Raw genomic sequence first — 12,225 nt, 5'->3', positions numbered from 1 at the left:
GTCTTTATGACGGTCCGCCTTCGCTTTCTGTGGAGCTAAGGAGAATTGAACTCCTGACCTCCTGCATGCCATGCAGGCGCTCTACCAACTGAGCTATAGCCCCTCGATGTTTTCCGCCCGGCTTCCCCGGCGGCGATGACAACATTACACGGCCCCGGGGGTGGAACACCAAATCGGTTCCCGGTCCGGCCTGGTGTAAGCAAAATGTCCGCTATGCCGTCACGCGGTCTTACCGTCACGCCGTCACGAAGGAGTAGAACCGCTTGAGCGTGCAGTGCTCCTCCAGCAGCCGCCCGTAGATCGGCTCGCCCTCCAGCTCGCGGTACGTCTCGATGGGATCGCCTTTTATGATCAGCGCCCGCGCGCATTCCTCGCACCAGTACTGGTAGTCGGAGTTGACCGGCTCCATGTCGCGGACGATCGGGGTGCCGCCACCGCACCAGTCGCACTTCCGCCTGTGTGCACCCACCGCTCAGCTCCAGCCATGGCCGCAGGCCACGAGCGCGGAACCTCCAAGGATGCTCGAAGGCATCGCCACTCCCTCCCGTCGGGCCGAGCCCCCTTCCGGCCGTCTGATTCTGCCACGGCCGGGCCTGCACGGTCAGCGACGCCTCAGTACCGGTCCGGACACGGTCGCCCCCGCGCGGACCCCGTTCGCGGAGGTATACGACCATGGAACGTGATCGGCTCAAGGCGGGGGACAAACAAGAAGATCCCGCCCCTCGAAGGGACGGGATCTTCATCACCGATCTCTGATCACCCGGTACGAGTGTCGATCTGTGGAGCCTGTGGAGCTAAGGAGAATTGAACTCCTGACCTCCTGCATGCCATGCAGGCGCTCTACCAACTGAGCTATAGCCCCTCGCGTCCCTCCCGCTCCGCGGGCCGAACAAGAAGAACTTTAGCCTGCGACCTGCCGGAAAGTGAAATCCGGGTCCCGAGGCCCCACCAGGGACTCTTCTGCGCGGCTCAGGCGTCGCCGGTTGTCGTCAGGCGTCGTCAGTCGTCGTCAGGCGTCGTCAGTCGTCGTCGCCGAGGACCGGCTCGGGCAGGGTGCCCGCGTTGTGCTCCAGCAGCCGCCAGCCGCGCGCACCCTCGCCGAGCACGGACCAGCAGCAGTTGGTCAGGCCGCCGAGGCTCTCCCAGTGGTGGGACTCCAGGCCGAGCAGCCGGCCGATGGTGGTCCGGATGGTCCCGCCGTGGCTGACCACCACGAGGGTGCCCTCCTCGGGCAGCTTCTCCGCGTGCCGCAGCACCACGGGGGCGGCCCGGTCGGCGACCTCGGTCTCCAGCTCGCCACCACCGCGCCGGACCGGCTCGCCGCGCTTCCACGCGGCGTAGTCGTCCCCGAACCTGGCGATGATCTCCTCGTGCGTCAGACCCTGCCAGAGGCCCGCGTAGGTCTCCCGCAGGGCCTCGTCACGGACGACGTCGAGACCGGTGAGGGCGGCCAGTTCGGCGGCCGTGTCCGAGGCGCGCCTGAGGTCGGAGGCGATGATCGCGTCCGGCCGCAGCGAGGCGAGCTGGCGGGCGGCCCGGCGGGCCTGGGCGACGCCGGTCCCGGTCAGCTCCACGTCCGTGGTGCCCTGGAAGCGGCGCTCCACGTTCCACGCGGTCTGGCCGTGCCGCCACAGGATGACGCGGCGGCCGCGGCCCGGACGGTCGGTCACCTCACCGGTGGCGCTCATCAGCGCTCCTGGCCGGGCTCGTCACCGGCCTCGTCGCTGTGCAGCTTGGCGTGCTCCTCGGCCTTGCCGCGGGTGGCCCTGGCCTCCTCGGGCAGCTCCAGCTCGGGGCAGTCCTTCCACAGACGCTCCAGGGCGTAGAAGACGCGCTCCTCGCTGTGCTGGACGTGGACGACGATGTCCACGTAGTCGAGCAGGATCCAGCGGGACTCGCGGTCGCCCTCGCGGCGGACGGGCTTGGCGCCGAGCTCCTTCTGCAGGCGCTCCTCGATCTCGTCGACGATCGCCCGGACCTGGCGGTCGTTCGGCGCGGAGGCCAGCAGGAAAGCGTCCGTGATCGACAGCACGTCGCTGACGTCGTAGGCGATGACGTCGTGGGCGAGCTTGTCGGCGGCCGCCTGGGCGGCGGTGGTGATGAGTTCGAGAGAATGGTCGGTGGCGGTCACTGTGCGGCTTTCCTTCGAGGACGGGGTGCGGTGTGCGAGGACTCGGGTCGGGCCGGCCGGGCGCGGGGCGCTGTCCGGAGGCTCCGGGACTCCAAGGGTCTCACGCGCGGCCGGACCCACCCCACGTGTTCCGGTGCTCACGTGGGGTGCGCCGTGGCGGGTCAGGGGGCGGCGGGCCGGTAGTCCTGGCCGAGGACGACGAGGACGTCGGCGCCGGAGGAGACCGTGCCCCTGGTCACGGAGCCCGCGGGCAGGCCCAGGGTCTTGGCGACCTCGGCGGCGTTCCGCCGGCCGGCGGGGTCGGAGTAGACCACCTCGGAGGCGGTCCGGGCTCCGGAGGCGGTGCCGCCCTCGATGAAGCCGAAGCCGCCGCCCAGCAGGGTGACACGGGCCTTCTCGGTGTCGTCCCCGGCGCCGGTGGCGTTCTGCACCGCGACCCGGACCGCGGAGCCGGCGTCGGGGCTCTTGGCGGTGCCGCCCAGGATGTTCTTGACCACGCTGTCGCTGGTGTCGGCGGTCAGCGTGCCGTCGGCCCGCACCGGCAGCGGGGTGGTCCGGTACTTCCCGTCCTTGGCGAGGTCGGCCAGCCTGGCGAGGAAGGTGCCCAGGTCCTTGTCGGTCAGCGGCGGGTCGAGGATCTGCGCGAGGGTCCGCACGGTGGTCGTCGCGGCCGACGGGTCGGAGGACAGCTTGCGCAGCGCCCCCTGCATGACCTGGCCGAACCGCGCCAGCTGGGCGTTCTCGGGCTCGCCGGGGCCCCGGTAGGTGGCGTAGGCGACGGCCATCTTGCCGCTGAGGGTCTGCCCCTCGCCCCGGTGCACGAGCGGGGCGGCGCCCTTCTTCCTGGCGTCGGGGTCGGGCACGTCCGTATCGGTGTCGGTCTCGATGTCGCCGACCAGATCCACGAGGTTCTGGAGGTACGGGGTGTCCAGGCGCCAGGTGCCCTGGATGTCGGTGCCGAGGACGGTGTCGAGCTGGTCGCGGGTGCCGGAGGAGCCGTCGTCGTCGACCGACTCGGCGAGCGTGGTGGTGGTGCCCGAATCGTCGCTCAGCGCCAGGGAGTTGGGGAGCAGGACGGTGGTGCCGCGCCGGGTGGTGGTGTTGTCGACCAGCAGCACGGTGGAGGTGCCGCGCTTACCGGTGTCATGGAGGTGGACCACGATCACGTCGCGCTTCTGGGCGCCCGCGGCGACGGTGGTGCCGGTACCGGCGCCGGGCGAAGAGACCCCGGGCAGCTTCCCGTCGTACCAGAGGTAGCCGACGCCGCCCGCCACGACCAGGGCGAGGGCGACGCCGAGGGCGATGACCCGGCCGCGGGCGCGGCGGCGGGCCTCCTCGCGGCGCTCGGTGCGGTTCTCGGTGAACTTCAGCCAGTCGATGACGTCCTCGGACTCGGCGTCAGGCTCCTCGGCGAACGCGAACTCCCCGTCCTCGCCCGCCTTCTGAGCCTCGGCCGGGGGCGCCTCGGGCTCCGCGTCCTCGTCGGGCCGCGTCTGCTGCGGGATGTACGCCGTCCGCTCGGTGACCCTCGGCTGCTGTCCGCCGGGCGCGGCCTGCCCGTAGGGGTCGTAGCCGGGCGCGGGCTCCTGGGCGGCGGTCCCGTACGGGTCGTAGGGGGCGCCCTGGGTCCCGTAGGGGTCGTGGCCGGGCGGTACGGGCTGCTGCCGGCCGGTGTCGTGACCGCCCTGGGCGTAGCCCTGTTGCCGCCCGTAGGGGTCGTAGGTCTGCGGCTGCCGGCGGGGCGGGACCTGCTGGTACACGGGGCGGCCGTAGTCGTCGTAGCCGACGATCTCGTACTGGTCCTCCCCTCCGTACTGGTCGTCGCCGTACCCAGCTTCGTATCGGTCGTTCACCGGTGCCCCTCTCGGCTCACTCGCCGCGGTACAGCTCACGCTTGTCGATGTAGCGGACGACCCCGTCCGGGACCATGTACCAGATGGGGTCGCCCTTGGCGACTCTCGCCCGGCACTCGGTGGAGGAGATGGCCAGCGCGGGCACCTCGACCAGGGAGACCCCGCCCGCGGGCAGGCCGGCGTCGGTCAGCTGGTGGCCGGGACGGGTGACGCCGACGAAGTGGGCGAGGGAGAAGAGTTCCTCGGAGTCGCGCCAGGTCAGCAGCTGGGCGAGGGCGTCGGCACCGGTGATGAAGAACAGGTCGGTGCCGGGGTTGAGGGCGCTCAGGTCGCGCAGGGTGTCCACGGTGTAGGTGTGGCCGCCGCGGTCGATGTCGATGCGGCTGACCGAGAACTGCGGGTTCTCGGCGGTGGCGATGACCGTCATCAGATAGCGGTCCTCGGCCGGGGAGACGTTCCGGTGCGACTTCTGCCAGGGCTGGCCGGTGGGTACGAACACCACCTCGTCCAGCCGGAACCGGGCGGCGACCTCGCTGGCCGCCACGAGGTGCCCGTGGTGGACCGGGTCGAAGGTGCCGCCCATGACGCCGAGCCTGCGCCGGCCCGTGCGGGCGGGGCCGTGGTCCCCTGTGTACCCGGGGTCCCCTGCCGGATCGTTCACGGTGCCCTCCGCCGGACCGGTAGGCATGTCCTGCTCTCCCATGCGTGCAGACCCTACCGGCCCGGCCTGCGGCTTCTCGCCGGGGACCGGCCGGGGGTCAGCGGTCGCGGTTGAAGCGGGTGGTGATCCACAGCAGGAGCAGCAGGACGAACAGGGCACCGCCGCCGGTGAGAGCGGGGTTCAGGCTGTTGTGGTTGCCGCCGTGCTCTGAGCCCTCGGCGGCGAGAGTGACCAACTGGGCAGCGGTGCTGTGGAAGCTCATCTTCGGCAGGACCTATCGCGTGTGGGCGGGATAAAGACGTCTGCCCATCGTAAGCGGGCACCCTCCCGGCGATCACGCCGACTCCGGCGAAGGGGCCCGTGGCGGGCGGGCGGGGGGACCCGGGAAGGGGGTCAGTCGTCCTTCTGCCGGTAGCCGCGCAGGAGGAACCAGCCGGTCAGCGCGCAGCCCACGACCATCACGACCAGCACGATCCGGAGCAGGTCGCCCGGCCCCTGCTGCTGGACGGCGCTCGACGCGGCCTCGGTCAGCCAGGCGGCCGCGGGGTGGTGCTCCATGACGTGACTCCTTAGGGGTGCTGCCCGTCCACGGTATATCCGCCTAGGCTGTGCCCGGTCCGGGGGGCACAGCGGGTTTCCGAGACGCAGGGGGAAGACATGTCCGACGACCGCCACGAGCAGGCCGGCCAGGAGCGGGTGCCGGGCAGGCACCGCAGCCGCTTCCCGGGGATCTCCTCGCGGGCCTACGAGCATCCGGCTGACCGGTCCGCGCTGGTGGCCCTGCGCAGACTGACCGGTTTCGACACGGTGTTCAAGGCGCTGAGCGGGCTGCTGCCCGAGCGGAGCCTGAAGCTGCTGTTCCTGTCCGACTCGGTGCGGGTCTCCGACCGGCAGTTCACCCACCTGAGCGACATGCTGCGGGACGCCTGCTACATCCTGGACCTGGAGAAGGTCCCGGCGATGTACGTCACGCAGGACCCGAGGCCGAACGCGATGTGCATCGGCCTGGACGAGCCGGTCATCGTGGTGACCACCGGTCTGGTGGAGCTGCTGGACGAGGAGGAGATGCGGGCGGTCGTCGGCCACGAGGTGGGCCACGCGCTGTCCGGGCACTCGGTGTACCGCACGGTGCTGCTGTTCCTGACCTCGCTGGCGCTGAAGGTGGCGTGGATTCCGCTGGGCAATGTGGCGATCATGGCGATCGTGACGGCGCTGCGGGAGTGGTTCCGCAAGTCGGAGCTGTCGGCGGACCGGGCCGGGCTGCTGGTGGGCCAGGATCTGCGGGCGTCGATGCGCGGCCTGATGAAGATCGCGGGCGGCAACCACCTGCACGAGATGAACGTGGACGCGTTCCTGGAGCAGGCCGAGGAGTACGAGTCGGGGGGCGACCTGCGCGACTCGGTGCTGAAGATCCTGAACGTGCTGCCGCGCTCGCACCCCTTCACCACGATCCGGGCGGCCGAGCTGAAGCGGTGGGCCGAGTCGCGGGACTTCCAGCGCATCATGGACGGCCACTACCCGCGCCGCGAGGACGACAGGGACGCCGGGGTCGGCGAGTCCTTCCGCCAGTCCGCGGCGAGCTACGCGAGCGACGTGCGGACCAGCAAGGACCCGTTGATGAAGCTGGTCTCCGATCTCGCGGGCGGCGCGGGCGGCCTGGGCGGCCGGGTGAAGCGGGGCTTCGACGGCTTCACCGGGCAGTCCCCGCAGGGCGGCCCGGCGAGCGACGGCCCGGCGAAGGACGCCCCCACACAGGGCTGAGCCCCCGGGTTCAGCCGCGGGGCTGGGCGGAGTCGGCGAGCGTGCCGCACAGGGCCGCGGCGCCGGTCCCGTAGGGGTCGGTGCCGGGGGGTCCGCCCGGCTCGGCCCGCTCACCGGCGAGCAGGGGACGCAGATAGGCGCTGGTGTCCTGGTCGCAGGAGAGCGGGCCCGCCTGGGTGCTGGAGGAGATCAGCCGGGTCTGGCCGACGCGCAGGGTGTCGCGGTCGAAGCGGAAGGTCAGCTCGCGGCGCACGGTGAACAGCGACACCGGGGTCCTGGCCCCGGTGCCGGGGGCGCGCAGGGCGTAGACGAAGGTGCCGTCGGCCACGACCTGCAGGGTGGCCGGGTCGGTCTCGCTCACCCGCAGGGCGCCCCGGGTGCGGATGTCGTTGTCGGCGAGGGCGGTGCGGGCGGGGTCGAAGCGGACCATCCAGCCGGTGGGGGCGTGCCTGCCGTCGGCGGCGGGCGACGCCATGCTCCGGTCGAACTGGCCGAGCTGGCCGGCGTCCAGCAGGGCCCGCACGGGGCGGATCTGGCGGCCGGTGAGCACGTCGGGGTCGAGCGCGGAGTGCAGGACGTACTTGCGGGCGGTGTCGAGGGCGCCGAGAACCTGGCTGTCGGAGAAGTGCGCGGTGGGCCGGGAGGGGGGCAGTGGTATCCCGGCGAGGCCGACGGCGAACCGGGCGGCGGGGCTGCGCGCGTACAGGGACCGGGTGTCGGGGGCGCCGGGCACCTCGCCGCGCGGGGCGAGCGGGACGACGCTCATGCGCAGCGGCTCCGCGGGGCGCCTGGGGGCCGCTGAGCCGTAGGGGTGGCGGAAGCCCAGGAAGACGGCGGTGCCGAAGGCGACGGCGAGCAGGAGGAGGAGCACCAGCGCCTGCCGGCTGAGGCCCCGGCGCAGGGGCGGGCGGCGGCGGACGGCGGGGGCGTGGTCGCTGACGCGTTCGCGGGCGGAGGACTCCTGGAGCCGGGCAGCGCGGACGAACGACTCGTCGAAGACGACGGATCGGTACTCGTCTTCCGCACCTCCGGGGCCGCCCTCGGGTGTCCCCTCCGGTGGGTCTCCAGGCCCGCCCATACCTTCAGGGTAGGTCGCGGGGGGCTCGGGTAAACGCGCTGGTACGTGACAACTTCTGGCAGGTTCCGACCAAAAAAGGGCGGGCCGGGGTCAGGGGGTGCGCGGGATCGCTGACACGGCGGGCCGGGCCGGCTCGGCGGAGACGGAGGGCGCGGCCACGCCGTCCCGGCCGAGACCGGTGGAGGCGGGGGCGGGCACCCGGTCGCCGGAGGAGGCGCCCCGGTAGACGGCGGCGAAGGCCAGCGCGACCATGCCGACGCCCATCACCACGGCGAGCACCCAGGCCACGGGCCGGTGCCAGCGGACCTTTCCGTGGGCGCCGAAGGGGCTCTCGTCGCCGTCGTAGGCGTAGCGGCCGTCCGGGTCCTCGTCGTCCAGGTCGTGGCCGAAACCGCTGCCCTCGGGGCCGTAGCCCTCTTCGTAGGGGTCCGCGGGGGCGTGGGTGCGGCGGGCCTCGGCTTCAGTGGCCGCGGCACGGGCCTCGGCGGCGGCGAGGAGGCGCTCCACGGCGGACGGCTCGTGGACGGTGGCGGCGGCGACGAAGGCCGCGTCGAACACCACGGAGGCGAACTCTTCGTCCGGCACCCCGTGGTCGTGGTCGTCGTCGGGCTCCCAGCCGTCAGGGAACGGCGTGCCCCCCACGTCCTCCGGCACGGGACCAGACTAGACCTGGGGGGTCGATTTGGGCAGACGGTACGGAAATTCGACCGTCGTCCCGTGGCCGTCGTACGGGGATGCTCAGGGGCGTACGTGACCGTCGCCGGTGACGATGTACTTGGTGCTGGTCAGCTCCGGAAGGCCCATGGGGCCCCGGGCGTGCAGCTTCTGGGTGGAGATGCCGATCTCCGCGCCGAAGCCGAACTGACCGCCGTCGGTGAAGCGGGTGGAGGCGTTCACGGCGACCGTGGTGGAGTCCACCAGACGGGTGAAGCGCCGGGCCGCCTGCTGACTGCTGGTGACGATCGCCTCGGTGTGTCCGGAGCTCCACAGCCGGATGTGCTCGACGGCCTGGTCGAGCGAGTCCACCACGGCGGCGGCGATGTCGTACGACAGGTACTCCGTCTCCCAGTCCTCCAGGACGGCCTCCACCACGGTCGCCTTCGTGCCCTCGGCGTGGGCCAGGACGCGCGGGTCGGCGTGCACGGTGACCCCGGCCTCGGCCAGCGCGTCCAGGGCGCGGGGCAGGAAGGCGGCGGCGATGTCCTGGTGGACCAGGAGGGTCTCGGCGGCGTTGCAGACGCTGACCCGGTGGGCCTTGGAGTTGACCAGGATGTCGACGGCCATGTCGAGGTCGGCGTCCGCGTCCACGTAGACGTGGCAGTTGCCGGTGCCGGTCTCGATGACGGGGACGGTGGACTCGCTGACCACGGTCCGGATCAGCGAGGCGCCGCCGCGCGGGATGAGCACGTCGACGAGTCCGCGGGCGCGCATCAGCTCGCGTACGCTCTCCCGGCCCTCCCCCGGCACCAGCTGCACGGCGTCGGCGGGCAGCCCGGCGCCGCCGACGGCGTCCCGGATCACCCGGACGAGGGCGGTGTTGGACTCGTAGGCGGAGGCGGAGCCGCGCAGCAGGACGGCGTTGCCGGACTTCAGGCAGAGCGCGGCGGCGTCGGCGGTGACATTGGGCCGGGCCTCGTAGATGATGCCGACGACGCCGAGCGGGACGCGGACCTGGCGCAGGTCGATGCCGTTGGGCAGGGTGTTTCCCCGGACGACCTCGCCGACCGGGTCGGGCAGCTTGGCCACGTCGCGCACGTCGGCGGCGATGGCGCGGACCCGCTCGGGGGTGAGGGCGAGCCGGTCCACGACCGACTCGGCAGTGCCGTTCTCCCGCGCCCTGGCCACGTCACGACCGTTGGCGGCCACGATCTCGGCGGTGCGGACCTCCAGCGCGTCGGCGACGGCGAGCAGCGCGTCGTCCTTGGCGGCGCGCGGGAGCGGCGCGAGGCCGGCGGCGGCCGCCTTGGCCCGGTAGGCGGCCTGGATGACCGGCGAGAGGGAGTCGTACGGGGAGAGCGTGGTCATGAGGGAAGGGTAGTGCGGGGTGCGCGGCCCTCCGGAAGCCTTCCACACCGCGAGACGAGGGGCTCTCAGAACGGGTGGACCCCCACCGGGGTGGCCGGCGCGGGCCCATAGCCCTCGGCGATGCGCTGGTGGTAGGTCTCCCGGCCGATGACCTCCAGGCCGACGATCTCCCAGGGCGGCAGTCCGGCGGTCTGCCGGTGCTCGCCCCACAGGCGCAGCGCGACGGCGGCCGCGTCGTGCAGGTCGCGGGCCTCCTCCCAGTACCGGATCTCCGCGTGGTCACCGGCGTATCTGCTGGTCAGCAGGAAGGGGTGGTCATGGGCGAGCTGTTCCAGGGCCCGCCGCAGCTCCTGTACGGGGACGCGCTCCCCGGAGACGCTGAGGGTGACGTGCCACAGGCGGGGCAGGTCCTCGGGCTCCTCGTAGGTGTCCCCGGCCGCGACGCTCGTCAGAGCACCACGGGACGCCGCCCCAGGACGGACTCGTCGCACGACGGCCTCCTTCACGCATGGCCCCTTGACGGAACGTGTCCCTTCAACATGTCCCCGCAACAAAGTTGAGCAGGCCGCAGGGCTCCGCGTGGCGGTTTCACGGAACGTCCCCCACCGGGGTCGCCCGGTGTGCCGGGCCCGGCGGGCGTCCGGCCCGCGGTCAGGGGTGCAGGAGTACCAGGTCGTCCCGGTGCACGACCTCGCGTTCGTAGGCCGGCCCCAGCTCGCGTGCCAGCTCGCGGGTCGAACGCCCGAGCAGCTGGGGCAGCTCGCGGGCGTCGAAGTTGACCAGCCCCCGCGCCACCGGGTGACCGGCGCGGTCGCGCAGTTCGACCGGGTCCCCGGCGCTGAACTCGCCGGTGACGGCGGCGATTCCGGCGGGCAGCAGCGAGCTGTGCCGCTCGACCACCGCGCGCACCGCGCCGTCGTCCAGGGTGAGGGAGCCCTGCGGGGTGGAGGCGTGCTGGAGCCAGAGCAGCCGGCCCGCGGAGCGCTTGCCGGTGGGGTGGAAGCAGGTGCCGGTGTCGCCGCCCGCGAGGGCGTCGGCCGCGTGCACGGCGTCGGTGAGGACCACGGGGATGCCCGCGGCGGCGGCGATCCGAGCGGCCTCGACCTTGGTGACCATGCCCCCGGTGCCGACGCCCGCCTTGCCCGCGCTGCCGATCTCGACCCCGGCGAGGTCGGCCGGGCCGCGCACCTCGGCGATGCGGGCGGTGCCGGGGCGGGCGGGGTCGCCGTCGTAGACGCCGTCGATGTCGGAGAGGAGGACCAGCAGGTCGGCGTGGACGAGGTGGGCGACGAGGGCGGCCAGGCGGTCGTTGTCGCCGAAGCGGATCTCGTCGGTGGCGACGGTGTCGTTCTCGTTGACGACGGGGAAGGCGCCCATCGCCAGCAGCTTGTCCAGGGTGCGTGAGGCGTTGCGGTGGTGGGCGCGGCGGCTCATGTCGTCGCTCGTGAGCAGGACTTGGCCGACGCGGACGCCGTAGCGGGCGAAGGAGGCGGTGTAGCGGGCGACCAGCAGGCCCTGGCCGACGCTGGCGGCGGCCTGCTGGCGGGCGAGGTCCCCGGGGCGGCGGTCCAGGCCGAGCGGGGCGAGTCCGGCGGCGATGGCGCCGGAGGAGACCAGCACGATCTCCCGCTCCCCGCCGCCGCGCACCTTGGCCAGCACGTCGACCAGCGCGTCCACCCGGTCCGCGTCGAGTCCGCCGGCGGCGGTGGTCAGTGAGGAGGACCCCACCTTGACGACGATCCGCCGGGCCTCGCCCACGGTCTGCCTCGCGCCTGCCACGTTGCCCGCTCTCCGCTTGTTCCTCTTGCCCGATCCCCCTGCCGTGCCCGCAATCTACGGGAATGGGAGCGGCCGGCGCAGCCGGGTTTCAGCAGGCGGACGGGCCGGTCGGGGGACCGCGACGGATGCGGCCGGGGCACCTTCTGGGACCATGGGGCTCATGCGAAACGGCGGGACGGTACGAGCGGTCGCGGCCGCGGTGGGCGGGGCGTTGCTCGTCCTCGGTGCGGCGGGGTGCGGCGGTGCGGAGAAGCCGGAGAAGAACGACCCGGGTGCCGCGCGCGTCCAGGACGACAGAAAGGCACCCGAGGCCGCCCTGAAGCGGGTGCCGGGCGTGGGCGACCGGCTGTGGCAGCGCGTGCCCGCCGAGTCCCGGCAGGTCCTGTTGGTCTCCGGCGAGGGGCGGGACTCGGCGGACTCGGACGCCGCGCTGTACACGAAGAAGGGGTCGGCCTGGACGCGGGAGCGTGCCTGGCCCACGCACAACGGCCGCAAGGGCTGGACGACCGACCATCACGAGGACGACCTGCGCAGCCCGGTCGGGGTGTTCACCCTGAGCGACGCCGGCGGGGTACTGGCAGCGCCCGAAGCCAGGCTCCCGTACACCGAGTCGGCCGCCTTCCAGGCACCGCACTACTGGAAGAAGTCGTACTGGCACGACTTCGACCTCGTCATCGCCATCGACTACAACCGCGTCAAGGGCACCCCGCCCACCGACCAGACCCGGCCGCGGGGGCAGTCCAAGGGCGGCAACATCTGGCTGCACATGGACCACGGCAGCGGTACGTCGGCGTGCGTGAGCCAGTCCAAGGCGGACATGGAGTATCTGCTGCGGACCCTCGATCCGGCCCGGCATCCGGTGGTGGTGATGGGGGACGAGGCGGATCTGAAGGCGTGAGCCTGAAGATGTGAACACGGTGAAGCGCCGGTGCGAAGG

The 12,225-nt window shown here is 72.5% G+C and carries 14 protein-coding genes and 2 tRNA genes; 2 read left to right on the top strand and 14 right to left on the bottom strand.

The features are described 5' to 3' along the window. Positions 1–30: 30 nt before the first annotated feature. The 9 genes from ACFWN1_RS26765 to ACFWN1_RS26725 all read right to left on the bottom strand — a co-directional run bounded on the left by ACFWN1_RS26765 (position 31) and on the right by ACFWN1_RS26725 (position 5,203). A tRNA-Ala gene (locus tag ACFWN1_RS26765) sits at positions 31–103 on the bottom strand. Positions 104–235: 132 nt separating this feature from the next. Then, positions 236–469, bottom strand: a complete 234-nt coding sequence (locus tag ACFWN1_RS26760) for a hypothetical protein (protein ID WP_384367020.1) — start codon at positions 467–469, stop codon at positions 236–238. Between the two features lie 320 nt (positions 470–789). Then, positions 790–862: transfer RNA gene (locus tag ACFWN1_RS26755), tRNA-Ala, on the bottom strand. A gap of 157 nt (positions 863–1,019) precedes the next feature. Continuing rightward, positions 1,020–1,688, bottom strand: coding sequence for a histidine phosphatase family protein (locus tag ACFWN1_RS26750; RefSeq protein ID WP_384367017.1), 669 nt, complete (start codon positions 1,686–1,688; stop codon positions 1,020–1,022). Beyond that, complete coding sequence (gene rsfS, locus ACFWN1_RS26745; protein ID WP_384367014.1) at positions 1,688–2,131, bottom strand: ribosome silencing factor; 444 nt, start codon at positions 2,129–2,131, stop codon at positions 1,688–1,690. Before rsfS ends, ACFWN1_RS26750 begins: the two co-directional genes overlap by 1 nt. Before the next feature lie 161 nt (positions 2,132–2,292). Then, on the bottom strand, positions 2,293–3,984 hold the full coding sequence (locus tag ACFWN1_RS26740) for a LytR C-terminal domain-containing protein (protein ID WP_384367011.1): 1,692 nt from the start codon (positions 3,982–3,984) through the stop codon (positions 2,293–2,295). A gap of 16 nt (positions 3,985–4,000) precedes the next feature. Continuing rightward, positions 4,001–4,687 carry a nicotinate-nucleotide adenylyltransferase gene (gene nadD, locus ACFWN1_RS26735; RefSeq protein ID WP_384367008.1) on the bottom strand — a complete coding sequence of 229 codons (687 nt, stop codon included), beginning with the start codon at positions 4,685–4,687 and terminating at the stop codon, positions 4,001–4,003. Between the two features lie 55 nt (positions 4,688–4,742). Continuing rightward, the gene (locus ACFWN1_RS26730) at positions 4,743–4,907 is read right to left on the bottom strand and encodes a hypothetical protein (RefSeq protein WP_384367005.1); all 165 of its coding nucleotides are present in this window, start codon (positions 4,905–4,907) and stop codon (positions 4,743–4,745) included. Between the two features lie 131 nt (positions 4,908–5,038). Then, on the bottom strand, positions 5,039–5,203 hold the full coding sequence (locus tag ACFWN1_RS26725) for a hypothetical protein (protein WP_384367002.1): 165 nt from the start codon (positions 5,201–5,203) through the stop codon (positions 5,039–5,041). Between the two features lie 99 nt (positions 5,204–5,302). Between ACFWN1_RS26725 and ACFWN1_RS26720 the strand changes: the two genes are divergently transcribed. Next, the gene (locus tag ACFWN1_RS26720) at positions 5,303–6,406 is read left to right on the top strand and encodes a M48 family metallopeptidase (protein ID WP_384366999.1); all 1,104 of its coding nucleotides are present in this window, start codon (positions 5,303–5,305) and stop codon (positions 6,404–6,406) included. Positions 6,407–6,416: 10 nt separating this feature from the next. Here the strand turns inward: ACFWN1_RS26720 and ACFWN1_RS26715 are convergent, their stop codons facing one another. The 5 genes from ACFWN1_RS26715 to proB form a co-directional block, all read right to left on the bottom strand. Further along, entirely contained in the window at positions 6,417–7,484 is a 1,068-nt protein-coding gene (locus ACFWN1_RS26715; RefSeq protein WP_384366996.1) for a hypothetical protein, read from the bottom strand. 90 nt (positions 7,485–7,574) lie between these two features. Next, positions 7,575–8,138 carry a hypothetical protein gene (locus ACFWN1_RS26710; protein ID WP_384366993.1) on the bottom strand — a complete coding sequence of 188 codons (564 nt, stop codon included), beginning with the start codon at positions 8,136–8,138 and terminating at the stop codon, positions 7,575–7,577. Between the two features lie 84 nt (positions 8,139–8,222). After that, positions 8,223–9,509, bottom strand: coding sequence for a glutamate-5-semialdehyde dehydrogenase (locus ACFWN1_RS26705; protein WP_384366990.1), 1,287 nt, complete (start codon positions 9,507–9,509; stop codon positions 8,223–8,225). Positions 9,510–9,574: 65 nt separating this feature from the next. Then, entirely contained in the window at positions 9,575–10,000 is a 426-nt protein-coding gene (locus ACFWN1_RS26700; protein WP_384366987.1) for a hypothetical protein, read from the bottom strand. A 160-nt stretch (positions 10,001–10,160) separates the two neighbouring features. Continuing rightward, entirely contained in the window at positions 10,161–11,267 is a 1,107-nt protein-coding gene (gene proB, locus ACFWN1_RS26695; RefSeq protein ID WP_384367023.1) for a glutamate 5-kinase, read from the bottom strand. Between the two features lie 181 nt (positions 11,268–11,448). Here proB and ACFWN1_RS26690 point away from each other — a divergent pair, with 181 nt between their 5' ends. After that, positions 11,449–12,186 (top strand): hypothetical protein, encoded by a 738-nt coding sequence (locus ACFWN1_RS26690; RefSeq protein ID WP_384366984.1) that lies wholly within the window; start codon positions 11,449–11,451, stop codon positions 12,184–12,186. Positions 12,187–12,225: the final 39 nt, after the last annotated feature.

This window comes from Streptomyces sp. NPDC058459 (genome assembly GCF_042721685.1).
Lineage (GTDB): Bacteria > Actinomycetota > Actinomycetes > Streptomycetales > Streptomycetaceae > Streptomyces.
Note: the sequence above shows the minus strand (reverse complement) of the source record. Positions and strands in the feature narration are given on the sequence as shown.